This is a genomic window from Pusillimonas noertemannii, from assembly GCF_003096595.1.
Classification (GTDB): Bacteria; Pseudomonadota; Gammaproteobacteria; order Burkholderiales; family Burkholderiaceae_B; genus Pusillimonas; species Pusillimonas noertemannii.
The window spans coordinates 822,231-847,891 of sequence record NZ_QEKO01000002.1; the positions used below are offsets into that span (position 1 = coordinate 822,231).

Below are 25,661 nucleotides of genomic sequence, written 5' to 3' on the forward strand. Positions count from 1 at the left end.
CATTTGGTTCAGGGCTTGCAGTGACGCGGTACAACGGCCAACACCTCAGGCTCTTATTGTACCGCTGGGCAGTACCTCTAGTCGAGCGTTTCGACTGGAAAACCGCATGAATACAGGAGCCTTCATGCAAAACGACAAGATCGGCATCGAAGCCGACAACGCCACCGAGGCGGCGCTTGCCGCCCCCACCTTTCAGGTGTGTTTATTGACGGCGACAAAGCCGTCGCGCCTTGCCAAACGGATAGAGCTTGATGCCGACGGCAACCCGCGCAAGGTTACGGGCGGTGACATGGTAGAAGGCCATGCACAGATTAGACAGTTCTCAACCCTGACTGATTTTGCACAGTTCTTAGAAACGCTCACACCTAAGCAGGCGCTCACTTATGGCTTGCCTGCAAAGGGCGACGGCCCGATCGTTCCGCGCGGTGCTCGTAAGGAGCCGCCCGCTGGAAAACAGTTTCGTACCAAAGAGTCCTTTGTATGGCCTGCCGGGGCAGGTGTGATGATGGTCGATTATGACGCCCCCCACGGTGCCCCGACACTGACCAAAGAAGAACTATTCTCTTGCATTTGCGACGCCGTGCCTGCACTGGTTCAGGTGCAAGTTTTGTTGCGTCCGAGCGGTTCGTCTTGCGTGTTCCGAGAGGCGGATAGGCAGCAAGTGTATGGCGTGAACGGCCAGCGGCTGTACTTCGTCGTAGACGACGCCCAACGCATACCTGAAATTGGCGCGGCGCTGTTTGCTCGACTTTGGCTTAATGGTCATGGTTGGCTTGAAGTAAGCAAAAGTGGCTCTGCATTGAAACGCGCCCCCGCCGATGGCCTTGTATGGCAGACGAACCGACTGGACTTTGCAGGCGGTGCGGAGATGGGCGACGGCCTGTACCAAGATCGGGGCGACTGCATATTGCTGGGTGGTGATGAACCGTGTTTGCAGGCTGGTGGCGTGGGCCGCCTGACGCCACAAGAAGAACACGACTTCGACGTGCTGCTCAGAAAAGCCAAAGAAGCGAAAGCCTCCGAAATTGCTGTAGCCAAAGCGGCCTACATCGCTGAGCATGCGCCCCAAGAGGCGGAGCGGCGCGGTATAGAGGTGAGTCAGGCTGAATACTTGGTTCGCGCTGTGCTGAATGGTGCCCCGCTTGACGGTGGGTGGCCGCTGCATCTGGAGGATGGCACCGAGGCCACCGTCGCCCAGATCCTGAAGGAGCCAGAAAAGTACAACGGCATGTACTGTTGCGACCCGATCAATCCACGGCCCGATCAGCGACAGGTTGCTTGGTTGAAGCTGCTCAAAAGCAAACCGGAGATATTCAACCATAAGACCGATACATGGTACCCGCTACAGACGGCGAAGTCGGTGCTGCATGTCGTGGATGATAAATACGTCGACCTAGCAGAAGGTGTAGCTCGGGAGATGCGCAAGCATGGGGAATTCTATCTTCAGGGTGGCCGCATCTGCACGGTGAACGACGACGGGCGTATTGTGGGCTTGCGTAACGAAGCGCTGCTCCACGAAATCGAAAGCATCTGCAGCTTCGTGGGTTTTCGTATGGAAAATAAGACACCAGTGCCGACGCCAAAGCGCTGCCCTGAAAAACTAGGCCAGCGACTCAGTGAGCTAGCCGGTACAGGTGGTGTCCATTTGCCGGAACTGGCTGGTGTATCCAAGCACCCCATCATCACGGCAAAGGGCGTCTTGGTCGAAGACGAGGGTTTTCACACCGACAGCGGTGTACTGCTGATCAACCCGTCACGCAATGCTTGGCAACCTATCCCCCGCAAGCCATCCGAGGCTGAAATCATCGAGGCCTTTAATACGCTCTGGGGCCCGTTTCATCTGTTTCCCTATGCCGACATTAACGCTCAATCCGTGGCGCTGGCGGCGGTGCTAACGGCGGTCATCAGGCCTTCGCTAGATGTCGCGCCCGGCTTTATGTTTACCGCTCCGTCTGCAGGTACAGGTAAATCGTTTCTTGCTGAAGCCATCGGCTACCTGGCGGGCGGGTTCTCGATTACACAACCGCCCATGCAACCTGTAGAGTTTGATAAAACCATTACCGCCCTGCTGGTGAAGGGTCAAGGATGCTACATCCTCGACAATGCCGTCGGCACGTTCGGCACAGGCAGTTTTGACGCTATGCTGACTAGTGGCAAAAGTGGCGGTCGCTTGCTGGGCAGTAGCGAAATGGTCGAAGCTGGGCGGGCACTGTGGCTAATTACTGCCAATAATGGCCAGCTACGCGGCGACTCAAACCGGCGCATTTTGACCTGCTACTTGGACGCCAAAACGGAACGAGTGCTCGAACGGAAGTTTTCGTTTGACCCGCGAGGCGTGGTTCAGGCTGGGCGCGGCGAAATTGTTCGGGCGGCGTTGACGCTGATTCAGGCGTGGCTGGTTTCGCCCGAGTGCAGGGCAGCGGGCGCAACGAGCGGCGACTTTAGCCAGTGGCGGCGTATGGTTGCTGGTTGTGTGGATTGGTTGGGGCAGGTGTTGGCTGGGCATGGCGACAAGCTGCTCAAAGGCGCAGACGGTGAGCCTCCCCGCTTTGTGGACCCCGCCCCAATGCTGCAACAGCAACTGCTGGAGCATGACGACGAGCGCAACCTATGGGGCGAGGCCCTGCAAGCGTGGGCCGATTTGGCAACCGAGGGAATCACGGCCATGTCAGCTCGTGAACTGTGGGCGCTCGTATCCGACAACCTTAGTAATGCTAGGCCTGTGAACGCGACTGAGCGCTTGGGGGCAGCGCTGGGCGACTGCTTCGACAGGCCGGTAACGTCGCCCCGTCAACTGGGAAAGCTGATGGCCCAAAAGGTTAACTCGCCAGTAGATGGCCTAAAGCTGGTGGTGTGCGGTACGGTCAATGGAGGCGGCGGCAAGGCGGCAAAGCGCTACCAGGTTGTTTCGTCGCTATTCGTAGACGATGACGACGCATCAGGCGCGACGGCCTAGCGCTGATCAAGGGGGAAAGGGGAATCCGGGGGACTGATTTCACCGCTACGCTCTATATATAAAAATACTGATTTTCAGTAGCTGGTATAGATTATTCCCCCTTACTCCCCTTTCCCCCTGAAATTGACCCTCCGCCCAGCGTTCAGCCACCTGAAATGTTACAAAACCAAAAACGCCATGAGAAAGAAACTACCAGCCGCCCCCGATCAGGCCTCCGCCTTCGTGCTGGCCGACCTGTCCGCCCCCGATGGCTCGTACCCACCTGAGCGCGTCCATACAGACTACGAGGCCCGCCTAGCCGAGGCTGGCATCGTATTCAATGACGATGGTTTTTGTGAGCAAGGCTTTCTACTGCGCCGCCTGACCGCCCGCGCACTGATTCTTGAAACAGCTTGGCATCAGACCATACGCGCCTTGAGCGAACCATACCTCGATACAAAGGGCCGAGGCGCTATCGTGCGGGCTGCATCCCGACTTCAGGAGGACTTGGACAAGACGTATGCGCTTATCCTTCGAGTGCGCAAGGCGCAAGGCGAGAACCTGGAGCCCTTCTTATCCGCCGCCGATCAAGCTATCGCGGATGACCCCCGGCCCGAAGTCACTCTACAAGGACAGCACCCCCCTGACTATTCCCCAGCTTGTGCAGGCGGAAGCGCTGGGCGAGGCGATCTACGAGCAAGAGCTCAGCCCGTGGGCGATATCGACTCCACCCTTGCACGAAAGCGAAAACGAAACCAAGCGTTAAGACATAATTCACTATGATACATTCGCGTAATTAAAGGGGGGCGCTATGGACATTGAACACAGAATATATCTGAAAGATATTGTTAAAACACTCTCTGAGAGACAATTGCAACACGATGCACTTCGGGCAGAATTGCAAGAGCTTGTTCGGAAGCATCTACCCACACTAAGCCGAAAAAAGCAGCAGAAACTTATCCATGACGATTATGGACAAGCGCGGGATACTGAGTGGATCAAGGAGTTGAGTTACTTCATTGCTAATGTCCTCAAGTATGACAATGACTTTGTGGACTACCTGCCGACATTCAAAGAAACGATCCTTCGAGAGATCAATGACTCAATTGTGAATGCTCGTTCACTATCAAATGCCGTTAGGGCAGCAATTAATCGAGACCTTAAACAACATCAGGCCGCTTTTTTAGTGCCTTTATTTGAGAGGCCCTTATCTGTGATTATCTGGCAGATGGTGGATCAGTATGAGGATGAGCAAAAAAGCCGCACCCCAACAGGGGGCAAGCCCCAGCCTATTGTTAATAATGGACATGACTATGAACACGCATGCTGTGACATACTGGCCGCCTTGGGCTGGTCCGTTGTTCATCGAGGCCATTCGGGCGATCAAGGCGTAGACCTGATAGGGGAGCTAAACGGTAATCGCGTGGCGTTTCAATGCAAATTTTATAGCTCGCCAGTAGGCAATGCAGCGGTACAGGAGGTTATAGCCGGTATGACATACGAGGGCATCAGTACAGGTGCAGTAATTACCAATAGCAGTTTCACGATAGCGGCAAGACAATTGGCCAATACCGCCGAAGTGGTCCTGTTGCATCACGATCAGCTTGCCGACTTTACCGCCCTTGTTCTCGATAGCGTATCTACAGGTTAAGAACTCGAAGGAGTGTAATTTATGAATTCCGAGATAGAAGACAGCAGCGCCACGGGTGACAGCGCTGAACGCGAAAAAGCACTAGAGCGTATAACGCAGCGAATAGCGGCGATAGACGCCTTGGTGGAAACCCAAAAGCTGATGGATGAGGGGCGACATGATGAAGCATCCTCTCTTTTAAAAACAATACCAGACTTCAGTGACGAACCCTAAGCCTGAACCTTACCGCTTCAAGATTTGCCCCCAGTTCAGGTTGCGGCAACTGAAAGTTTCTAGAACCGAAAATTTTTTCGAAGGGAGTAGGCTGCGCTGGGGCCACAGTGCCGCCGCAGCGTCTGCAAACGGCGGTTTCGGTTGGTAGAGCTACGCCCTTACAAGGCGTAGGTCGATTGCTTCGGACGGCCTTGGACAACTGGCACCGTCCAACGGATGCCGATAAGCTGACGGCGGCTTGCGGTTCTGGCTCAGGCTCAAGTTGCTTAAGCGCCTGGGCAAGGAAATCTCCCCATGCGCCACCTTGAGCGCAAGTTCAGGGCTGGCTCGGGCAAGTTTGTCCGCAGCTTTCTGTGTTCGCAGACTTGCGCCGGATTGAGTGGCACGGTCGTTGGCTGAATCAAGGTGCAACGTTGCACCTTGATCCGTCTTCCGATCACCTCCAGGTTTCTGCGCCCTCTCCCAATCCTGCGCAGCCGCCACAATCACAGCCTGTTGGCCAGGCGTCAGGTGGCGGCGATGCAAGTTCATGGATTGAACGTAGAGGGCGGCGCTGGGGCCGGAGAATTGCCATTGCAGGCGGCAGGCTGCGGTTTCGGTTCAAGGGTGAAAGTTTAAAAATGTGGAAAATTTCTTAAGCGGCATAGGGTAGCGCGGGGCCTTGCCCAAGCCCTGAAAAGCTACCCCGTCACTCTCGCCCTGACCATGTCACGCCCATCCTATTGGCCTGCGTCCAGCGCCCGACCACTTGGTCGACCCCTTGCCCAAGGTGCCCGCATCTTGTGACAGTAACTCGCTCACGAAAACGCAATTTTCCACCCTCAAGCTGCTGGCGATTACAGCGCCTGCAAGCCCCTATTCATGCGGCTGTGCCCCGTCCATTGCCCAAGGCTCGAACGCCCCACCACGGCGCGATTTCTTGTGCCAATCTGGTGCCAACGGGGTGACACCACACCTTGGGGCGAACACCTGCCGCTATCGAACGCAACCAACTGATTTAATTGAATATTCTTGTTGATTTTAGAGTGCGAATACGGTAATCTTATGCTTACTGCATAGGGCAGTATTTTTATTGATTTATTTGTCCTGTGCTGTTGCGCTCAATGCGTGCTAAGCCTTATATGGCGCGGCATTCCACTTTTAATTAAGGTAGAATACCGCCTTTGGCCGGCTTAGCTCAGTTGGTAGAGCAGCGCACTTGTAATGCGAAGGTCAGGGGTTCGACTCCTCTAGCCGGCACCAATTCCAAGCAGATTCCGCAAGAAATGGCCTTCCCCACGGGTAGGCCATTTTTATTTTTATCGCCGGGACACCTGTTTACACGCCCCTGAATCCCATTATCAGCGTAGGCCTATTCGATACCCACTCGCTTAAAAGATGTATAAAAAATACATGTATTAAATCCGAAGCCAAATCAATCTGCCGTTTTGTTTGGCGCAAGCACCATGAATACCGTCACCGTATTGCTCCTGAGCTTCATCCTGTCCGTCACCGGCCTGGGAATCTTCATCTGGTCGTTGCGGCGTAATATGTTCGACGACAATCCCGAGGCGGCCAGCGTCATTTTCTCCACCGGCGAAATCGGCCGCGTCGAAGATCCTTCGGCAACCTCTGAGCAGCGGGCGGGCTTGCAGAGGGTGGTGGCCGAGGGCGGCAAGGCGGTGATCGACCCGTCGCTGGCCGGCAAGCTTCAGCAAGAGCTTCGCGACCGGATCGACGCCGACCAATCAACAGCCTACGTTTCCTTCGTTTTCCTGGCCTGTGCCATTGTGTGGCTGGTGTTCGCCTCGGCCTTCGGCCTGGTCAGCTCGATCAAGCTGCATAATCCCGAGTTCCTTACCCAGTACGCCTGGCTTACCTTCGGCCGCACCCGCACGCTGCACCTGAACATGGTTGCCTACGGGTGGTGCCCCATGGCGGCGTTCGGCATCGCCATCTGGATGCTGCCCCGTTTGCTCAAGACCCATCTGTACGGCGGCCGTTTCGCGCTGCTGGGCTGCATGCTGTGGAACGCGGGCCTGATCGCGGGCCTGGGCAGCATCGCGGTGGGCATCAACGACGGCCTTGAATGGCTCGAGATACCGTGGCAGGTAAGCATTTTGCTGGTGGCGGGCGGCGCGCTCATCGCGCTGCCCCTGGTCTTTACGCTGGCCAATCGCAAGGTCGACCACTTGTATGTGTCGATCTGGTACATGGGCGCGGCGCTTTTCTGGTTTCCGGTTTTGTACCTGGTGGGCAAGCTGCCCGCCGTGCACTATGGGGTGGAGCAGGCCACCATGAACTGGTGGTTTGGCCATAATGTGCTGGGGCTTTACTACACGCCCATCGCCCTGGCTTCGGTTTATTATTTTCTGCCCAAGATCATCGGCCGGCCGATTCAATCGTACAACCTGTCGCTGATAGGGTTCTGGGCCCTGGCCTTTTTCTATGGCCAGGTGGGCGGGCACCATCTGGTGGGCGGCCCGGTGCCGCACTGGCTGATCACGCTCTCGATCGTGCAGTCGATGATGATGATCATCCCGGTGCTTGCCTTCTCGGTCAATCAGCATCTGACCATGCGCGGGCATTTCAAGACCACCTATTATTCGCCCACCCTGCGCTTCATCGTGCTGGGCGCCATGATGTACACCCTCAGCTCTGTCGAGGGTTCTTTCGAAGCGCTGCGCAGCGTCAGCACGGTTACCCACTTTACCCACTTCACCGTGGCGCACGCCCATATCGGCCTGTACGCCTTCTTTTCCATCGTCATGTTCGGCGCCATCTATTTTGTCATGCCGCGCATCATGAACTGGGAATGGCCGCACCCCAGGCTCATCAGCGTCCATTTCTGGCTGGTCACCCTCGGCATCGGCATCTACGCCGTCAGCCTGAGCATAGGCGGCTGGCTGCAGGGCCTGGACATGCTCGACGCGGCCAAGCCGTTCATGGAGTCGGTGCTCGTCACCATTCCCTATCTGCAGGCCCGCACCCTGGGCGGAACGCTCATGACGCTGGGCCATCTGGTCTTTGCCGTGCATTTCACCCAGATGGCACTGCGCTACGGCCGCCACCGCATAGGACCGGCATTGTTGCATCAACGCAAGAACCAGCCTGAGCTTCAGGCGGCGGCGGGAGCCTGATCATGGAAAGCGAATACAAGCTGCTGAGCGGCGCCATGGTGACCCTGGCGCTTGCAACCGCCACGCTGGTCATGCTGCCCTACATGCAGCTCTCGGACGTGCAAGCGCCTGCCGAGCTCAAGCCCTATACCGACCAGCAACTGCGCGGCCGCGAGGTGTATATCTCGATGGGCTGCGTGTACTGCCACTCGCAGCAGCCGCGCAGCCAGTCGCAGGCGCCCGATTTCCAGCGTGGCTGGGGCCGCGCTTCGGTGGCGGGCGACTATTACTACGACCATCCGCACCTGCTGGGCACCATGCGCACCGGGCCCGACCTGCTCAATATCGGGGCGCGCCAGCCGAGCGTCGACTGGAATCTCGGACACCTGTACGAGCCGCGCGCCTATACGCCCGGCAGCACCATGCCCGCCTTTCCCTTCATGTTCACCCTGAAAGACAAGGCCGAAGAAGGCGACGTCGTCGTCAAGTTGCCGCCCAGCTACCAGCCGGACGGCAAGGTGGTGGTGGCCAGGCCCGAGGCCCTGGACCTGGTCCAGTACCTGATCAGCCTGAATCGCACTTATCCGATCGACCCGGGCGTCGACCTGCCCGAGCTGCCTCAGGCCCCCGCGCAGGCCGTGCCTGAAGGGACAGCACCTGAAGGGACAGCATCTGATGGGGCAGCACGATGACCGAGCCCAGATTCTCTCAGCAGCAGCGCGAGCAGCCCGAACCTTCGGAAGGCAGCCGCCCGGTTCCCAAGCTGGTCCTCAGCGTCATTGCCGGCTTGCTTATCTGGGCCGTCTACTACCTCTACGCCACGTACAACCCCATGCCGCCTTCGTTGGGCGACAACCGCGTGGCGGCCGATTTCGCGGTGCCCGTATCAGCCGACGGCGGGCAACTGTATACGGCCCATTGCGTCGCCTGCCACCAGGCCAACGGCAAGGGCCTGCCCGGCGTCTTTCCGCCGCTTTCGGGCTCTGAATGGGTAAGCGCCAAAGACCCCGGCGTGATGATCAAGATTGTTCTGCATGGCGTCCAGGGGCCGCTTACGGTCGAGGGCGCCAAGTACGAAGGCCTGATGCCGCATTTCCATGACAAGTTCTCCGACGAAGAAATAGCCGCCCTCGTCAACCATGTGCGTACCGGCTTTGGCAACTCGGCGTCAACGACCGATGCCAGGTACGTTGCCCAGGTCCGCGAGGAAACCAGGGACCAGGCCACGCCCTGGAAGGGCGACGAAGACCTGCGGCCCTTGCTCCGTTCCCGGTAAAGCGGCGCTGCCATGCGATGGGCCCTGACCCTGCTGCTTGCCCTGCTGGTGGGAATCGGCGCGCTGTACAGCCTGACCGATGGCTTTACCGTCGTGACCGCCGAGTCGGCCCGCCGCCAGGAGGTGGCCCTGAATCCCCGGGCCCTTCAAGACGCACAGATCATCAATGGGCATGGCCGCGTCTCTTCGCTGCGCAGCGAATTGCAGGCCGACGGGCGTGTCGCCATCGTCAATTTCTTCTACACGCGATGCATATCCCTGTGCCTGGCACAGGGATACGTGACCCAACGCCTGCAGGCCGCCATCGAGGCCGAGGGGCTGGATTCGCAGCTGCGGCTGCTGAGCATCAGCTTCGACCCGCGGGACCGCGGGCCCGACCTGAACCGCTACGCATCGGGCATGCATGCCGATCCGGCGGTCTGGCAGTTCCGGGCTTTCGAGCAACCGCGCCAGGGCGCCGCCCTGCTGAAGCAATTCGGCATCATCGTGGTGCCGGCCGTTCTGGGGGATTTTGAACACAATGCCGCACTTCACGTGGTAACACCGGACGGGCGGCTTGCCCGTATTGTCGATATCGACGAACCCGGGCTGGCGCTGCAGGTCGCCAGGGCACTGTCGGCAGGCAGGGCCACGAGCCGTCGCGGCGGCATGCACGATCTGCCTGGCCTGGCCGCCTTGGCCGAATCGCCTGCCTCCCCGAGCAGGAAGGCGCCATGAGCCGGCGACAGGAAGACGCCATGACTCGGCGACGCCCGCCCGTCTTCGCAGCCCTGGCCCTGCTGTGCCTGGGCGTGGCGCTGGGCGCGTATCGGCCTCTTACCTCCCTCATGAGCCTGCACATGCTGGTGCAGATTCCCCTGCTGGCCCTGGCCGGCGTGTTCACCGAACTGGCCGCCCGGCGGCACCCGGTAAGGTCGGTCGCATCGGACACAAAACGCGGCCCCTGGTCCTGCAACGAATACGGCGTGCCGGGCCTGTTGCTGGCCAGCCTGGTCGGCACGGCGTGGATGATACCCAAAGCGCTGGACGATGCGCTGACCGACTGGCGCGTGGCCACATTCAAGTATGTGGGCCTGCCGGCCGCCGGATGGGTGCTCAGCGCTTCGCTTCGCCTGGCGCCGGCTGTCATCAAGCTGTTTTTCCTGGGCAATTTTTGCTGGATGGCCGCCATCGTCGGCATGCTCTACCTGGACCAGCCGGTGCGCCTATGCAATGCCTACCTGCTGGACGACCAGGACTGGGCCGGCCGCGGCCTGATCGCCCTGGCCATTATTTTGCCGTTTGGCTGGCTGCTGGCTGAAATCCGCCCGATCTGGCGGTTTATTAGCCGTTGAAGGCAATGGCGTTACGGCAGCACCTTGCCTCGCAACCTCTTCACCTCGCCCCGGGCGGATTTCCCCTCGAGCCGACGGCGCCGCGAGCCCAGGGTGGGGCGGGTGGCCTTGCGCGGCTTGGGCAGCTGCGACACGCTGTCGACCAATTCCTGCAAGCGCTGCATGGCCTGCAGCTTGTTCGTTTCCTGGCTGCGGCTGCCTTGCGCCTTGATGACCACCACGCCCTCATCGGTAATGCGGTGGTCGCGAAGGGCGAGCAGGCGTTCCTTGATCTCGGGGGGCAACGAAGAGCCGGGTATGGAATAACGCAGGTGAACGGCGCTGGACACCTTGTTTACGTTCTGGCCGCCGGCCCCCTGGGCGCGGATGGCGCTGAAATCCACCTCGTCTTTCGAGACGATGAAGCGGGAAACGATCATGGCCGATCAGCCCGCCTTCGGCCCGGGGCATTGGCCGGCTCGCTGCCTGGCGGCTGCAGTTCCCCGCGCACCGCCGAAGAGCGATCCCACAGATTGGGGACCGTCTTTGACGAATAGCCCGAAACGAAGCGCCTGGACAAGCCTGTTTCCGGCTCCCAGACATTGCGGGCAACGGCGCCGATATTCGCGCCATACACATGGATGCTGATCGAAACGCGGTCGTCAAAGGCATTGGCCACTTGATGGATATCGCCTAGCCCGGGAGAAACAAGTTCGATGTCGCCCGGCCGAAGCGCCACCACGCCACCTACGGGCAGCAGCCGGCCATCGGGCGCCTGCTCGTAGCGCTGGCCGGTTTCCGAGCCCCGCAGCATGCCGATCATGCCCCAGACGGTGTGGTCATGAACCGGGGTCTTCTGGCCCGGCCCCCATACGAAGCTGACGATGGAGAAACGCTCGAGCGGATCGCAATGCAGCAGATACTGCTGGTAATGGTCGGGATGGGCGCGCGCGCAGTCGTCAGGCAGCCATTCATCTGTTGCAATCAGGGCGGCAAGCAGCTTCCGGCCCTCACGCAGCAGGACTTCCTCGTTACTTGTGCTTGCCACCAGCCGGGTCAATGCGGCAATGAAATTGCGCAGCGGGTCGAGCGATTCAGTATGGTCAGGCATGTTTTATTAGGGCATGGATGCAGTGCGTGGTCAATCCTCGAAACGAAGGATCGCAGTGTTAACATCGATTCCATCATCGGCATGCCAGCCGGCATGGCCCGAAACCCTTCAGCCGGAGCGCCACCCTTGAAATACCGCAAACTTGGCCATACCGACCTCGAGGTCAGCCTGATCGGACTGGGCACCATGACCTGGGGCGAACAGAACACCGAATCCGAGGCCCACGAGCAGCTGGACTACGCCCTTTCGCGCGGCGTGAACCTGGTTGATGCCGCCGAAATGTATCCCGTGCCGCCCAAGCCCGAAACACAGGGCCGCACCGAACAGTACATCGGCACCTGGCTGGCCAAGACGGGCCGACGCAAAGACATCGTGCTGACCAGCAAGGTCTCGGGCCCCGGCACCGATCCGAAACGCCCCAGCCACATCCGCAGCGGCCAGACGCACCTTGACCGCAAGAACATGACCGAGGCGCTGGACGCCAGCCTGAAGCGCCTGCAAACCGATTATCTGGATCTTTACCAACTGCACTGGCCCGATCGCACCACCACCACGTTCGGCCGTCCGGCCTATCCGTGGCCCAACGACACCCACACGGTGCCCATCGAAGAAACCCTCGAGGTGCTGCAAGACTTCATCAAGGCTGGCAAGGTGCGCCATATCGGGGTGTCCAATGAAACGCCCTGGGGCGTGGCGCAATACCTGAATCTTGCCAAGACGCGGAACCTGCCTCGCATTGCGTCCATTCAAAACCCCTACAGCCTGCTCAACCGCGGCTTCGAGAACGGCCTGTCTGAATTCAGCCACCTCGAGGGCCTGGGCCTGCTCGCCTACTCTCCCCTGGGCATGGGCGTGCTGGCCGGAAAATACCTGGACGGAGCCCGCCCGGAAGGCGCCCGCATGACCCTGTTCACGCGCTTCGACCGCTACATGAAGCCCCAGGCCGAGCTCGCCACGGCCGAGTACGTACGGCTGGCGCGCGACTCGGGGCTGTCGCCCGCCAGCATGGCGCTGGCGTTCGTGAACCAGCAGCCTTTCGTCATCAGCAACCTGATGGGCGCCACCCGGCTCGACCAATTGAAGGAAAACATCGACAGCGTCGAGGTTTCGCTTTCGCAAGACGTGCTGGACGCCATCCAGGCCATCCACCTGCGCTACCCCAACCCCTCGCCCTGACCAGGCCTCCGTTTGCAACATGCCTGATTCGCAGCGCTTTCCTGTCCGGGAAAGCGCCGCTTTCCCGGTCGACCTTTCTTCACCCCCTCCTTCCTGCGCTGCACTCCTTCAGGCGTGCAGCCCGGCCTCGATCTGTACCACGGCCTCACGCAAGGCGGGGACATACTGCGCAATGGCGTCCTCGCGCTTGACGGCCCGCAGCAGGTAGATGACGCTCAGGCAACCCACCGCGTGGCCGTGCTGCAGTATGGGCAGGGCCACGGCGCCGATCTTGCCTTTCTCCTGGTCGTGGTTCCATTCGCCCTCGTTGGTGCCATAGCCGTCGGCCTGCACACGGGCAAGAAGATTCCTGAGATAGACCGGGTCTGAGGCCAGCCGGGCCTGCTCGTCGCCCCCAGCGCGCAGCAGCTTCAATATCTGCTCGCGCTCGGCCTCGGCGCAATGCCCGATGTAGGCACGGCCGGCGGCCGTCAGCAGCATGGGCAGGCGCCGCCCCACCATCACGCGGTGAAATGAAAGCGGGCTGAACCGGTGAGTGGTCTCCCGCACCTGCAGCGCCTCTCCGCTGGGCAGGCTCAGGTCCGAAGGCCACACCACCTTATGCAGCAAGGCGCCCATCACCGGGCTGGCGACGGTGGAAATCCATTCGGTATCGGTAAAGCCCTCGCTCAGGTCCCTGACCTTCAGCGCCAGCTGGAAGCTGTCGTCTGAATCGCTGCGCCATACATAACCCTGGGAGACCAGCGTTTCGAGCAGCCTGCGCACGGTAGTGCGGTGCAGACCCGTCAACCTGGCCAGCTCGCCGCTGGAAGCCCGCCCCTTGACGCACAGGTTCAGCGCGCGAAGCACCTGCAAGCCCCGCGACAGACCGCGAACCATGGGATAGCTTGAATGATGTTCCGGCAATTGCATGACTGCCCCTCTGGCAAATTCAGGCTGTGGGGCGGCGATGCCGATACACCGGCAATCCGCCGCCTCCGGGCGCATAGTGTGCACTCCTTGCACATATTGTATTTATTTTTGTAACGCCGCCGGGCTTGATTTACTTTTCACTAAAGCATCAATACAAACAGGAGACAAGATGGCAACGGACCGGAAGCCGGCATATCAAAGCATTTGGGCAGACCTGCGCGGCGTGACGTTTCAGCAGGGCTGGATGGACGCGGGCGGGATCTCCACACGCTATCTGCATTCCGGCTCGAAAGACCAGCCCGCCCTCATCCTGCTGCACGGAGTGGGCGGCCATGCCGAAGCCTATGTGCGCAACCTCAAGGCCCATGCAAGGCACTTTTCCACATGGGCCATCGACATGATCGGCCATGGCTGGAGCGACCTGGCCACGACCGACCTCGAAATACGGCACTACATCGACCACTTGCTGCGCTTCATGGATGCCGCGGGCATCGAAAAAGCCAGTCTCAGCGGCGAATCGCTGGGTGGCTGGGTGGCGGCGCGCTTCGCCATCGATCACCCCGACCGCATCGATCGGCTGGTGCTCAACACGGCCGGCGGCTCGCAGGCCGACCCGGCGGTCATGGCCAAGATCAAAGAACTGTCCATGCGCGCGGCCACCGACCCCAGCTGGGAGTTCATACGCACCCGGCTGGAATGGCTGATGGCCGACAAATCCAAGGTATACGACGACTTGGTGGCAACCCGCCAGGCCATGTACAGCCGCGACGGCATGGAAGAAGGCATGCGCCACAACATGATTCTTCAGGAAATGGAGGTGCGCCAGCGCAACATCATCCGCGCCGAAGACTACGCGCGCATCCAGGCGCCCACCCTGGTGCTGTGGACCTCCGACGACCCCACCGCCGACGTCGGCGAGGGACGCCGCATCGCCTCCATGATTCCCGGCGCGCTGTTCACCGTCATGGACGGCTGCGGCCATTGGCCCCAGTTCGAGGACACCCCCACCTTCGATCGCATCCATATCGACTTCCTGCTGGGCAAGCCGCTGGACGGCATCGCCCAGACCGTCGCCTGAGCGATGCAGAGGCAAAAGCGATGGAAACGGTCCTGAACGAAGAGGCTTTCGACGTCGTCATCGTCGGCGCGGGCCCGGTCGGCCTGCTGGCGGCCAACTACCTGGGCGCGCAAGGCCTGCGGGTGCTGGTGCTGGAGCGCATGCGCGAGCTCATCGACTACCCGCGCGGCGTGGGCATGGACGACGAATGCCTGCGCTCGTTCCAGGCGGTGGGCCTGGCCCCGGCCGTGCTGCCGCACACAACCCCTCATCACCACCTGCGTTTCGTCACGGGCAAGGGCCGCACCCTGGCCGCCCTGGAACCCGGCACCGACGAGTTCGGGTGGTCGCGCCGCAATGGCTTCATCCAGCCGTTGGTGGACCGCGTGCTGTTCGAAGGCCTCGCGCGCCATGCCGGTGTCAGCGTGCGCTTCGGTCACGAGGTCGAGGAAGTAGCGCAGGACGGCAGCGGCGTGCTCATTACCGCCAGGGCCGACGACACGCGGCATCGCTTCAGCGCCCGCTACGCCGTGGGCTGCGACGGCGGACGCAGCGCTCTCCGGAAGGCGCTGGGAATACCGTTCGAAGGCGAGACCGAACCGAACCGCTGGATCGTGGTCGACCTGAACAACGACCCGCTCGCCACCCCGCACGCCTGGGTATATTGCAACCACTCGCGCCCTTACGTCTCCATCGCCCTGCCGCACGGCGTGCGCCGACTGGAGTTCATGCTGCACGACAAAGAGGCCGAGGGCGACACCGTGCCCGAACCCATCTTGCGCTCGATGCTGGCCGAGGCGGGCTGCGACCTTGACCGGGTCGACATCATCCGGGCCCGCGTCTATACGCACAGCGGCCGCCTGGCCGCCCGCTTTCGCGACCGGCGCATCCTGCTGGCGGGCGACGCCGCCCACATCATGCCCGTATGGCAGGGGCAGGGCTACAACAGCGGCATACGCGACGCCACCAACCTGTCATGGAAGCTGGCCCTGGTGCTGAAGGGCATCGCCAACGACGAGCTTCTGGACAGCTACGAGGCGGAACGCCGCGAGCATGCCAAGGCGATGATCGGGCTGTCGGTCATGGCGGGCAAGGTGCTGTCCATCACCAACCCGGTGGGCGCCGCGCTGCGCGACGCCTTCTTCCTCATGCTCAACGTCATTCCGCCCGTCAAGCGCTACATCGTGGGCATGCGCTTCAAGCCCATGCCCCGGTACCGCCACGGCGCCCTGGCCTATCCCGACGGCGTCGATGCGAACTCGCCGGTGGGCACCATGTTCATCCAGCCGCCGGTGCAGCGCGCACCCGGCCACGAGCCCGTGCGCCTGGACGAGGTGCTGGGCGATTCCTTCGCCATACTGTGCTGGGGCATCGACCCCTCGTACTGGATGTCGGAGCAAACAAGCGCGTTATGGAAACGGCTGGACACGCGCCTGATTTCAGTCTGGCCGGACACCCAGCTGGGCTACCAGCTTTCGCGCGACGGCCCCAATGTGCAGCCGATCGCCGACGTGTCCGGCCGTCTCAAGGCCTGGTTCGACCGCCACGGCCGAGGCGTGGTCTTCCTGCGCCCCGACCGCTTCATTGCCGCCCTCTGCGGTCCGCAGCAGATCGACACCACCACCCAGGCCCTGCGCGAAGCCTTGCACCTTCAAAGCGGAGACCGCCCATGAGCGCCATGCTTTTGCAATGCCTGTCGCATACACCGCTTATGGGACGCCTGCATCCCGGCCAGGAGATCGAGAGCGAGGTAGAGCAGGCGCTGCAACGCCTGCGCGATTCCCTGGCCCGGTTCGAGCCCGACGTCATCTTCCTGTTCGGGCCCGATCATTTCAACGGCTTCTTCTATGACCTGATGCCGTCCTTCTGCATCGGCACGGCCGCGTCCTCGATCGGCGACTACGGCTGCCTGAAGGGGCCTCTGGACGTCCCGGCCGGCCTGGCCGGCGAGTGTGCGCAAGCCGTGCTGGACCAAGGAGTGGATTGTGCGGTTTCCCACCGCATGCGGGTCGATCACGGCTTTGCGCAGCCGCTGCAGCTGCTGACGGGCGCGCTGGACCGCTATCCCGTGGTGCCGATCTTCATCAATTCAGTGGCCCCCCCGCTGCCGTCGGCGCACAGGGCCAGGCTGCTCGGCGATGCGGTGGGGCGTTTCGCCTCGTCGCTGGACCGGCGCGTCGTCTTCATGGCTTCGGGCGGGCTGTCGCACAACCCGCCCGTGCCCTCGCTTGCGACGGCTCCGCCGGAAGTCGCCGAACGCCTGCTGGACGGACGCCACGTCACGCCGGAACAGCGCGGCGAGCGCGAAGCGCGCACCATCGAAGCCGCGCGGCAGTTCGCCTCGGGCCAGTCCGGCCTTCCTCCCATCAATCCCGACTGGGACCATGATTTTCTCGACGTCCTGAAGCGGCTCGACATGGCCGCCCTGGACGCCTTCTCGAACACGGAAATCACGGCGCGGGCCGGCAATTCCGGGCATGAAGTCAAGACGTGGATAGCGGCCAACTCGGCCATGTCCGCCGCGACCGGCGGCCGATACGAAGTGAGTCCGGAGTACTACAGGGCAATACCGGAATGGATAGCTGGCTTCGCCACGCTGCAGGGCGCAACATGTCGTTGATGTACTTATAAGCAAACCAAAGGAGACAAACCATGAAGGCATACATCAGGTACCTGGCCCTTGCGCTGTGCGCAGGCCTTACACATGCGGCGCAGGCCGACATCAACATCGGCATCGTGGCCTCGGCCACCGGGCCGGCCGCTGCGCTGGGCACGGACATCCAGCGCACCGTCGCCCTGATGCCCCCCGAGGTCGCCGGGCAGAAGGTGAACTACACCTTCCTGGACGACGCCACCGACCCCACCACCGCGGTCAAGAACATCCACAAGCTGATCAGCGAGAACAAGGTCGACGCCGTCATCGGGCCCAACACGGTTCCGAACTCGGCCGCAATGACCCCTGTGGCGGCCGAGAACAAGACCCCGCTCATATTGATCGCGCCCTATGCCCCTCCTGAAGACAAGCGCCACTGGGTGTTTCAATCGACGCAAGATGCCGGGCTGATGGTGGCGCGCATCGTCGAAGACATGGTGGACCGCAAGGCGAAAACGGTCGCCTACATCGGCTTCTCCGACAGCTGGGGCGACACCGCCTTCAATGAGCTGAAGAAGTACGCCGGCAAGGCGGGCCTGGAAATCGTCGCCAACGAGCGCTATCAGCGCCCGGACACCAGCGTCACCGCCCAGGTGCTGAAGATCCTGGCCTCCAAGCCCGACGTCGTTTTCGTCGGCGCGTCGGGCGCGCCGGCCGCCCTGCCCCAGGCCCAGCTTCGCGAGCGCGGCTATACCGGCCCCATCTATCAATCGCACGGCGTCACCAGCAAGGACTTCCTGCGGGTGGGCGGCAAGAATGTGGAAGGCGCGCTCATTCCCGTGGGGCCGGTGCTGGTGGCCGACCAACTGCCCGACGACATGGCCAGCAAGAAGGTGGGCGTAGACCTTAACACCGCCTACGAAAACAAATACGGGCCCGATTCGCGGTCGACGTTCGCAGGCTCGACCTGGGACGCCTGGCTGCTGCTGCAGAACGCCATTCCCGCCGCGCTCGAGAAGGGCAAGCCCGGCACCGTCGAGTTTCGCACCGCCCTGCGCGACAACCTGGAAAACACCAAGGATCTGGTGGGCGTGAACGGCGTATACAACATGAGCCCCAGCGACCACATCGGGCTGGATCAGCGCGGCCGCGTACTGATCGAAGTGAAGGACGGAAAGTGGAGCTTCGTGAAGCCCTGAGGCAGCCGGATCTTCTGATCCGTTGGTAGTTTCCCTTGCTTGCGGCAGGCAGGCTGTTAATAGCCTGCCTGCCGCGATCCATGGGGTTTCGCATGGCCGCCGCGTCGCACATTATGAATAAAACCTGGCTATCGGCGCGAGCATGAGGCGATGCCCCACAGTGTCAGCGGTCGCGTGCAATTCTTTTTGCCATGTCGCTGGGGGTACAGTCGAACTTCTTACGAAACGCCTTGGAAAATTGGGCATGGTCGCTGAATCCAAGCCGATAGGCAATTTGCGAGATAGACCCTCCGCCTGGGTCCAGTCGCAGCATTTCTCTAGCCAGCTCAAGGCGATGCTCGCGTATCCAGCGGGCCATCGTCCATCCGCTTTCCTCGAACAGCAAATGAAGATAACGCACTGAAATTCCGCACGCAGCGGCCACCTGTTGCGCGGAAAGATCGGGGTCGGACAAGTGCTTGCGCAAATACTGTTCTATTCGCGCTAGATGGGCGGCCTTGGTAGTGGACCCGGCAGCGCTCAAAACACGGTCATCGTTCTCGATCGCGGCCGCCAGCAAATCGACAAGCTGCCGGCCGATCAAGGCGCGAACGGGCTCTGTCGTGCTCAGGATATTGCCCGCCACGGCATCCAGGTAGTCTAGTAGAAACCTTGCAACGCCGCTTCTGCCGTCGAAGTTCATTGCACAGAAACGCTCTGGGCTGCGCATGCGGATTCGCAGCATTTCTTCCGGAATGCGTATCGCCCATAGATCACTGTGGTTCTTATAGCTGAAGCGATAAGGCGAGTCGTTGTGCTCGAGCATGAAGTGCCCCCTGGGGGAGCTGATTTGGCGGCCAAATTGCTCGAATTCAGTCTGGCCCACAAGCGGAACACAGAGAAGGATTTGCGGCGACCGTCCGTCGCAATGTTTACTGCTGCGCTGATATTGCAGCGGCGCGGACTTGACGCGAGTCCAGTGCACATCACCCAGAACGCAGTTCTCTACCATGCCCCCGAAATCAGTGGTCGAGCCAAACGAAATATCGAGTTCATATACAGAGGACTGAATAGCGCGGTACCAAAAGCGCTGCTTGTCTTCCAGCGCAGTACCCGCCGTCGAGGTGTCGAATACTTTGCTCATTTCGAAAAAATGGAAAGCCAGCAGTGAACAGCTTCATTGCAACGACGAATGAAACGCTGGCCAGAAACGTCGCACTATGGGGAAATTAATCCTATAGCGTTCCGATTTTTCGAACCACTCGTGTTTTCCCCAAGGTCTCCGGATATCCGGACTGCACTGCAAGACAAACTTTTCTTCTGTCAGGCACAAGCCGGGCCCCGGCAACGGTTCATAGAATGCCTACGTACAAGCTGTGCTGGTCTATGAAGAAGAGGATTCACCATGAAGCTAAGCGACCTGCAGAATATGCGGTGGACATTGAATTACCCGGAGCTGGGCACGGGACCCGTGCCTATCGATTCTTATTCATCGCCTGGCTATTTCGAGCATATCAAGAGCCTGTTCTCCAGGACATGGCTCTGTACCGGCAAGCGGGTAGAGGAAATTCCCCGTCCGGGCGACTATTTTCTCGAGCACATTGAGGCCACCGGCGCCTCTGTCATTGTGGTTCGAGGGACGGACGGAGTAATTCGCGGCTTTCACAACACCTGTCTGCATCGTGGCACCCAGCTCCTATTTGACGACTATGGAACCGTGCCTGGCAAGCTGACCTGCATCTACCATGGATGGTCGTACTCGCTGACCGGCAAGAATGTGCTCGTCACGGAAAAAAGCATGTTCTTCGACGTCCCGTCCATGGAAAAGGACCTGGTTCCGGTCAGCGTCGACACCTGGGGCGGGTTCATATTCGTCAATCTGAATCCGACGCCACGGGAATCCCTGCGTGAGCATCTGGGCCAGGAGCTTCTCGACCTATACGGCGACTATCCATTCGACACGACTACCGTACATCTTTCGTATCGCGCCGACCTTCCATGCAGCTGGCCCGTACTGCGCGACTCTCAACTGGACGGCTACCACCTCAAGTACCTGCATCGCAGGTCAGCGCCCCGGTTCATGGAATCGACGGATGCCCCCGATCGGCATGCCTACGATTTCAAGCTGCTGGGCAAGCATGGTTCCGGAAGTTTCTATGGAAACCGGGCCGAGATCGAAGCTGACCTATCCAGTGTGGCGCCGGTGGCCGCCTTGGCGAGCCGCATAGGCCAGACGCTTGCAAGCGACACGGCCAACCGCGTGGACGTGAACACCTGGTGCCCCGGAGTGAATCCCGCGCGCGCCCGGGATTGGTTCTTCGACTTTCTATATTTGTTTCCAAATTTTCACATCGTTTTTCTCGGCTACCAGGCATATATCGGCCACAAGATGATGCCAGGCAAGCAGGTCGACCACTCGAGCTGGAACGCCCGCTATTACGCTCCTCCCGTCGAAACGAACGACCTGGCGGGGCAATGGGCGGCCGAATACATGAAATACAGCCTGCGCGACCTGTGGCGGGAGGACGGAAACACAACGGTCGGCGCGCAGCGATCGATCAATTCCGGTGTATTCAAGCGCATGTACCTGCAGGATCAGGAAGTGCTCATCCGCCACGCCGAACGAGTGCTGGCCAACGAAATACAGTCGGCATGAGCCCGGAGAAAACCATGATGTCCAAACATACCCTGCCCGCCCGATTCGAAGGCCTGCAAGCGTTTCTGGACTGGGCGCAGCCCACCGAGACCCTGCGGCTATCCAAGCGCGAATCGAGCTCGCTCGAAGATATCCGTGAATTCTATGACGCGATGTTGGCCGACATGCCCGAGATAATCGCCTATTTGCGGGATGCCGCCAGCTATGCGCAAGCCGATGCATCGACGCGCACGCTGTATACCTTGATGCTGTCCTTTGCCGATGCGTCTCTTTCCATGGAGTTGCACAAAAGCCCGACCGTGCCCGATGGGATGCCATGGGAAATCTGGAAGCCCGAACACGAGACTTCAGGCTGGAGCAAGAAGCCCGCCATCGAGTTGAAGCCCGCATGACTCCCATCGCACCGAAACACGCACCGCGCGACCCGAAGAATTCTGCCTGGAGAAAACCATGACCCCCAAAGAAATAGTACGCGCCTTCGTCGATGCGCATAACGACCACAATGTGGAAGCAATGATGGACTATCTTGCGGAAGACAGCACCATGATCGATGTGGCCGCCCCCATTCCGCTGAACAGCAAGAACGACGTGCGCAAGCTCTTCACATTGATCTTCTCCTCGCTGAACGTGCATTTCGAAATCACCGGAATGATTTCCGAAGGATCGAAGGTCTTCGCCGCGCTGCGCACCACGGGAACAGGCACCGGAAACTGGGCGGGCAGAGACGTCCGCGGCCTGCAGTTCGATGTCTTTGAAAGCATGTTCGTCGATACTGAAAACGGAAAGATGACGACAGTCATGTTCTACAGCGATACCGCCTCGCTGTCGAAGCAGCTTGGCAACTATGCGCCCGCCATCGACATGCAGTCGGGCGTCGCCAACATCATGTAATTGGTGATTTGGTGCTCGATATCTTCGATCGCCGCCAGCTGGATGCTGGCGCATCCTGGGAGCTTCCGGCGTATGTGAAAGCACGCCGGCTATCGCCCGGCGAAATATGTGCACAGGTTGCAGCCTCTGGCCTGATCGGCAAAGGAGGCGCCGGGTTTCCCGTGTCCCGCAAGCTCGAGCTCATAATGAGCCAGGCGGCCGGAACACGCCACGTGGTCATCAATGGCGGCGAGCATGAGCCCGGATCAGCCAAGGACCGCCATCTGCTTGAAGAGCACCCGCTGACGGTGTTCGAAGGAGCACTGATTCTGGCCCATACTGTATCGGCCAACGTGCTGCACTTTGCAGTTCCGGAATCAGCTACGGGGGCGCTGGAAGCGCTGCGCGACATAAAAGAAAGTTTCATGCGCAGCATGAAACCCAGTGCATTGGATGTCCGTATCTCGCCGGTGCCCGAGACCTACCTATTGGGCGAAGAGTCGGCATTGCTGGAGATGCTGAATGGGCGGCCGCCCATTCCCCGGGAGCGCCCTCCCTTTCCGATACAGGAAGGGATAGATGGGAAACCAACACTGGTGCATAACGTGGAAACCGCGGCGCACCTTCCCTATATCCTGCTGCATGGCCCTTCGCGCTACCGGGCGCTTAGCCCGGCCGGGCTGGGGGTTGCGCTATGCACCTTCGGGCCTGAGTTCGTCAACAGCGGGGTCCGGCTGGTTCCTCTCGGTATCAGCCTGCACGAAATCGTCATGGGCCATGGAGGGGGCCTGATATCTGGAAAGCCCATCAGGGCCGTTCAAACTGGAGGCCCTTCGGGCGGCTTCCTGGGCCACGACGAACTCGACGTGCCCTTCGACCACGCCTCGCTGCAGAAAGCGGGCGCCTCATTGGGATGCGGCGTCATCAGAGCCTTCGATGAAGACGCCGACCTGATCCTGGAACTCAGCCGCATCACCGAGTTCTTCATGAGCAACTCTTGCGGCCAATGTCCCGGATGCCGCATGCAAACACAAGTATTGCATCGAATCATGCAGCAAACGCTGGCTGGCGAAGGGTCGGAAAAGCTGCTTGCACAAGCTCCCATAGTGATCAAGGCCAACGCGGCGAAAGGCATCTGCGGGTTCATTCGAATGCCCGGCCCGCCGGTACTGAGCGCCTTGGAGAAATTCCGATCCGAGTTCGCGCGCGATCACATAAAGCACCATGCGTCATAGCGAAAACCATGACTTGGCTTGACCGAAATCATCCCGGCAAGCCGCAACCCACTTTCTTTCTCTAGAGGAAATAGCGTTATGAAGCTTCTGTCCAAACTCCAGGCGCTGGAAGAAGACGACGTACTGGACACCCGGCATTTCAGCCACCGGGAAGGCGGTCACGGCGCGGAAACCGAAGACTATTCGCTGCGCCGCGTACCTGCGTCGTGGCGCTGGTCCGCGTGGCAGGCCTTATGGAGTTTCTCCGGCCTGAATACCGCAATGGTGTTCCCTCTGATGGCGGGGCTGCTGGCCACATTCTATGGTGGAACGGCTACGTTGATCGCCTTTCTGATGACACTTGCCTATACATGGCTAGGTGTTTTCTACTTTGCCCGCAAGGCGGCAAACGAAGGCGCAATGGAGATACTGATGAGCAAGCAGTCGTTCGGCTTCGTCGGTGCCTCTTATCAGCTGATCGTCTACGGCCTGCTCGCTTCGGTCTACTTTGCGCTCGAAGGACACGTCATGGCCAGCAGCTTGAGCGAACTCACCGGCTGGTCAACCGCCGTCAGCGCGGCGATCGTCTGTATCGCGTTCATTCCCCTGTCGGTATATGGCATGAAATTCCTGGCGCTTTTCCAGGGCGCCACGATATGGCTGTACCTGGTCGGAATACTGCTGGTGCTGTATTGCATCATGAGCAACGTCAACCCCGAGGTTGCAGCCACAAACCTGGACGCTGCGTGGTGGACGGTGAATCCGTCAGGCGCCCCTCTGACATGGGTCAATATTCTGAGCGCCTTCGGGGTCATTTCCGGCGTGCTGGGAGCCATCATGCTCTTGCTGTGCACAGAGCAGGCGCGTTTTTCCAGGCGAGCCGAACGCAATAAGGCGGCATTGCTGTTTTCGGGCCTGGGCATGACGGTATGCATGATCATTACGCCGCTGCTGGGCTTGTATCTACTCGCCGCATCGGGGGGCAAGATTCCCGATCCCGGGGTGTCGATTACCAAGCTTCTGGGCGGATTCGGGCTGGCGCTAATCTTTCTGACCCAATTGCGCATCAATGTCATCAATGTATATTTCGGCACGAACGCGCTCGAGAACTTCTCGGCCGTCGCACTGAAAGCCAACTGGCGCCGCGTAACCTACATTCTTCCTTTTCTCGTCATCTGTTATCTGCTCATCGTTTCACCGTGGCTACAGTATTTCAGTGCCATCATGACGATGCTAAGCGTGTTTCTCGTCAACTGGGCCAACGTCATGCTGGGGGAGTTCTGGCTCGTTCGCCGACGCATGCGCATGCCGGCCTGGAGCGAATTCCGGCGCGCCTACTTGCCCGCTTACAACCGTATCGGCCTGACGTCGATGTGGATACCGACCGCTATTGGCGTCCTTATGGCAAGCGGCCATTTCGGTACCGAGACTGTAGCCCTGGCCGTGCCGGTTACAGGCTTGCTCGCGTTCTTCCTTCCTCTGCTGATGAGTCTATGCATGAGCGACGAAAGTGTATTGCGGCAGTATTTTGCCCGTGCCCCGGTATCCACGAAGCAACTCGAAATCATGCATATCTGCCCTATCGAGCGCACAGCCCATCACCGCACGGATTTCGTACTCTGTCCATACCACAATGATCAGTTCATTTCGTCCACCGCATGCGCGGCGGAGAAAGAGTGCGGGGCTCGCTGTCAAGGCCTTGAGCAAGACAAGACCGCAGCCAGCCCAGGACAAGCGTGGGCATGAAGAAGTACATGAAATCGGATCCAGGAAGCGGAGTAATACGTGGATAACAAGGCCAGCACCATATTTGTTTGCACAAACACTGACTGCCGTAGCCGAGGCGCCCAATCAGTTTTAGATGCCTTGCAGTCCCATCTGAGCGATGAAGGCGTAACTGCGTTTCAGGTGAAGCCTTATCTATGCTTCTCCGCCTGCAACAGCGGCCCCAACGTGGTGATAGCCGACAAGCGCTGCTGGCTATCGGGAGTCCAGGCATCGGACGCGGTCGAGATAGTAGCTTTCCTGAAAGGAGGTCCACCCGTCGATCGCCTGTTGAGCCAGAATGATCCTGACCTCGAACAGATGATCTACGACATTATCGACGCGGGATTGATGCCGGAGGACACATGAAGTTATTGCTGACCCATGACAAGCCATACCTCGGAGAACACCATGGCTGTATGTGACCACCAACTGCTTGAGGCCTGGAAACAAGTCCTGAAGCTTTCGAAGCTGGAAAAAGGCCAGACCGTCACCATCCTGACCAGCGCCTCGACCCATCCGCAAACCCTGGCCATGGCGCAGATCGCAGTCCAGTCGATGGGCGCCATCCTGAACCGCCTGGACCTGCCGCCGGTCAACGCCGAAAAAGCGCTCAGCCGCGATCCGCTGGCCTACCTGGGCAC

The 25,661-nt window shown here is 60.1% G+C and carries 25 protein-coding genes and 1 tRNA gene; 22 read left to right on the forward strand and 4 right to left on the reverse strand.

The genetic code is table 11. From position 1 onward, the window contains the following. Positions 1-124: 124 nt before the first annotated feature. The 10 genes from C7440_RS11050 to C7440_RS11090 all read left to right on the forward strand — a co-directional run bounded on the left by C7440_RS11050 (position 125) and on the right by C7440_RS11090 (position 10,507). The gene (locus C7440_RS11050; RefSeq protein ID WP_118984232.1) at positions 125-2,956 is read left to right on the forward strand and encodes a hypothetical protein; all 2,832 of its coding nucleotides are present in this window, start codon (positions 125-127) and stop codon (positions 2,954-2,956) included. Positions 2,957-3,536: 580 nt separating this feature from the next. Beyond that, positions 3,537-3,701: a hypothetical protein gene (locus C7440_RS19870; RefSeq protein ID WP_165832544.1), complete on the forward strand. Its 165-nt coding sequence runs from the start codon at positions 3,537-3,539 to the stop codon at positions 3,699-3,701. Between the two features lie 45 nt (positions 3,702-3,746). Further along, complete coding sequence (locus tag C7440_RS11055; protein WP_116518551.1) at positions 3,747-4,586, forward strand: restriction endonuclease; 840 nt, start codon at positions 3,747-3,749, stop codon at positions 4,584-4,586. A gap of 21 nt (positions 4,587-4,607) precedes the next feature. After that, complete coding sequence (locus C7440_RS11060) at positions 4,608-4,799, forward strand: hypothetical protein (protein WP_116518552.1); 192 nt, start codon at positions 4,608-4,610, stop codon at positions 4,797-4,799. 1,166 nt (positions 4,800-5,965) lie between these two features. Further along, positions 5,966-6,041, forward strand: a tRNA-Thr gene (locus C7440_RS11065). Positions 6,042-6,244: 203 nt separating this feature from the next. Further along, a complete protein-coding gene (locus C7440_RS11070) occupies positions 6,245-7,918 on the forward strand; it encodes a cbb3-type cytochrome c oxidase subunit I (protein ID WP_116518597.1) in 1,674 nt (557 codons plus the stop codon). Between the two features lie 2 nt (positions 7,919-7,920). Beyond that, on the forward strand, positions 7,921-8,589 hold the full coding sequence (locus tag C7440_RS11075; RefSeq protein WP_116518553.1) for a cbb3-type cytochrome c oxidase subunit II: 669 nt from the start codon (positions 7,921-7,923) through the stop codon (positions 8,587-8,589). Further along, complete coding sequence (locus C7440_RS11080; RefSeq protein ID WP_116518554.1) at positions 8,586-9,173, forward strand: cytochrome c; 588 nt, start codon at positions 8,586-8,588, stop codon at positions 9,171-9,173. The genes C7440_RS11075 and C7440_RS11080 overlap by 4 nt, the downstream gene beginning before the upstream one ends. Positions 9,174-9,185: 12 nt before the next feature. Next, positions 9,186-9,890 (forward strand): SCO family protein, encoded by a 705-nt coding sequence (locus tag C7440_RS11085; RefSeq protein ID WP_116518555.1) that lies wholly within the window; start codon positions 9,186-9,188, stop codon positions 9,888-9,890. Then, positions 9,887-10,507, forward strand: a complete 621-nt coding sequence (locus C7440_RS11090; protein WP_116518556.1) for a hypothetical protein — start codon at positions 9,887-9,889, stop codon at positions 10,505-10,507. Before C7440_RS11085 ends, C7440_RS11090 begins: the two co-directional genes overlap by 4 nt. Positions 10,508-10,518: 11 nt before the next feature. Here C7440_RS11090 and arfB read toward each other — a convergent pair whose 3' ends face one another. Next, entirely contained in the window at positions 10,519-10,926 is a 408-nt protein-coding gene (gene arfB, locus C7440_RS11095; protein WP_116518557.1) for an alternative ribosome rescue aminoacyl-tRNA hydrolase ArfB, read from the reverse strand. Then, positions 10,923-11,597, reverse strand: a complete 675-nt coding sequence (locus tag C7440_RS11100) for a cysteine dioxygenase family protein (protein ID WP_116518558.1) — start codon at positions 11,595-11,597, stop codon at positions 10,923-10,925. Before C7440_RS11100 ends, arfB begins: the two co-directional genes overlap by 4 nt. A 126-nt stretch (positions 11,598-11,723) precedes the next feature. Between C7440_RS11100 and C7440_RS11105 the strand changes: the two genes are divergently transcribed. Further along, positions 11,724-12,773 carry an NADP(H)-dependent aldo-keto reductase gene (locus tag C7440_RS11105; protein ID WP_116518559.1) on the forward strand — a complete coding sequence of 350 codons (1,050 nt, stop codon included), beginning with the start codon at positions 11,724-11,726 and terminating at the stop codon, positions 12,771-12,773. A gap of 108 nt (positions 12,774-12,881) precedes the next feature. On the opposite strand, the gene C7440_RS11110 is transcribed toward C7440_RS11105, so the two are convergent. Continuing rightward, a complete protein-coding gene (locus C7440_RS11110) occupies positions 12,882-13,685 on the reverse strand; it encodes a DNA-binding transcriptional regulator (RefSeq protein WP_017523087.1) in 804 nt (267 codons plus the stop codon). Positions 13,686-13,854: 169 nt separating this feature from the next. On the opposite strand from C7440_RS11110, the gene C7440_RS11115 reads away from it, so the two are divergent. Genes C7440_RS11115 through C7440_RS11130 form a run of 4 tightly spaced genes read left to right on the forward strand, consistent with a single transcriptional unit; the run spans position 13,855 to position 18,534 of the window. Continuing rightward, positions 13,855-14,763, forward strand: coding sequence for an alpha/beta fold hydrolase (locus tag C7440_RS11115; RefSeq protein WP_017523086.1), 909 nt, complete (start codon positions 13,855-13,857; stop codon positions 14,761-14,763). A 20-nt stretch (positions 14,764-14,783) separates the two neighbouring features. Continuing rightward, complete coding sequence (locus tag C7440_RS11120; RefSeq protein WP_017523085.1) at positions 14,784-16,415, forward strand: bifunctional 3-(3-hydroxy-phenyl)propionate/3-hydroxycinnamic acid hydroxylase; 1,632 nt, start codon at positions 14,784-14,786, stop codon at positions 16,413-16,415. Further along, positions 16,412-17,362: a 3-carboxyethylcatechol 2,3-dioxygenase gene (locus C7440_RS11125; RefSeq protein ID WP_017523084.1), complete on the forward strand. Its 951-nt coding sequence runs from the start codon at positions 16,412-16,414 to the stop codon at positions 17,360-17,362. The genes C7440_RS11120 and C7440_RS11125 overlap by 4 nt, the downstream gene beginning before the upstream one ends. 32 nt (positions 17,363-17,394) lie before the next feature. Further along, positions 17,395-18,534: an ABC transporter substrate-binding protein gene (locus C7440_RS11130; RefSeq protein ID WP_017523083.1), complete on the forward strand. Its 1,140-nt coding sequence runs from the start codon at positions 17,395-17,397 to the stop codon at positions 18,532-18,534. Positions 18,535-18,697: 163 nt separating this feature from the next. Here C7440_RS11130 and C7440_RS11135 read toward each other — a convergent pair whose 3' ends face one another. Further along, positions 18,698-19,657 carry an AraC-like ligand-binding domain-containing protein gene (locus C7440_RS11135; RefSeq protein WP_017523082.1) on the reverse strand — a complete coding sequence of 320 codons (960 nt, stop codon included), beginning with the start codon at positions 19,655-19,657 and terminating at the stop codon, positions 18,698-18,700. Between the two features lie 261 nt (positions 19,658-19,918). On the opposite strand from C7440_RS11135, the gene C7440_RS11140 reads away from it, so the two are divergent. From C7440_RS11140 to C7440_RS11170, 7 genes are all read left to right on the forward strand, one after another. Next, positions 19,919-21,169: an SRPBCC family protein gene (locus C7440_RS11140; protein ID WP_017523081.1), complete on the forward strand. Its 1,251-nt coding sequence runs from the start codon at positions 19,919-19,921 to the stop codon at positions 21,167-21,169. Positions 21,170-21,183: 14 nt separating this feature from the next. Beyond that, the gene (locus tag C7440_RS11145; protein WP_017523080.1) at positions 21,184-21,561 is read left to right on the forward strand and encodes a hypothetical protein; all 378 of its coding nucleotides are present in this window, start codon (positions 21,184-21,186) and stop codon (positions 21,559-21,561) included. Between the two features lie 58 nt (positions 21,562-21,619). Then, a complete protein-coding gene (locus C7440_RS11150; protein ID WP_017523079.1) occupies positions 21,620-22,060 on the forward strand; it encodes a nuclear transport factor 2 family protein in 441 nt (146 codons plus the stop codon). Between the two features lie 74 nt (positions 22,061-22,134). Then, complete coding sequence (locus C7440_RS11155; RefSeq protein ID WP_279305861.1) at positions 22,135-23,274, forward strand: NADH-ubiquinone oxidoreductase-F iron-sulfur binding region domain-containing protein; 1,140 nt, start codon at positions 22,135-22,137, stop codon at positions 23,272-23,274. A 78-nt stretch (positions 23,275-23,352) separates the two neighbouring features. Next, the gene (locus C7440_RS11160; protein WP_017523077.1) at positions 23,353-24,999 is read left to right on the forward strand and encodes a purine-cytosine permease family protein; all 1,647 of its coding nucleotides are present in this window, start codon (positions 23,353-23,355) and stop codon (positions 24,997-24,999) included. Positions 25,000-25,038: 39 nt separating this feature from the next. After that, positions 25,039-25,386 carry a (2Fe-2S) ferredoxin domain-containing protein gene (locus C7440_RS11165; protein WP_017523076.1) on the forward strand — a complete coding sequence of 116 codons (348 nt, stop codon included), beginning with the start codon at positions 25,039-25,041 and terminating at the stop codon, positions 25,384-25,386. A gap of 42 nt (positions 25,387-25,428) precedes the next feature. After that, positions 25,429-25,661, forward strand: a 233-nt coding sequence (locus C7440_RS11170; protein WP_480383344.1) for a 2,5-dihydroxypyridine 5,6-dioxygenase NicX family protein, incomplete at its 3' end; no start/stop codon positions are given.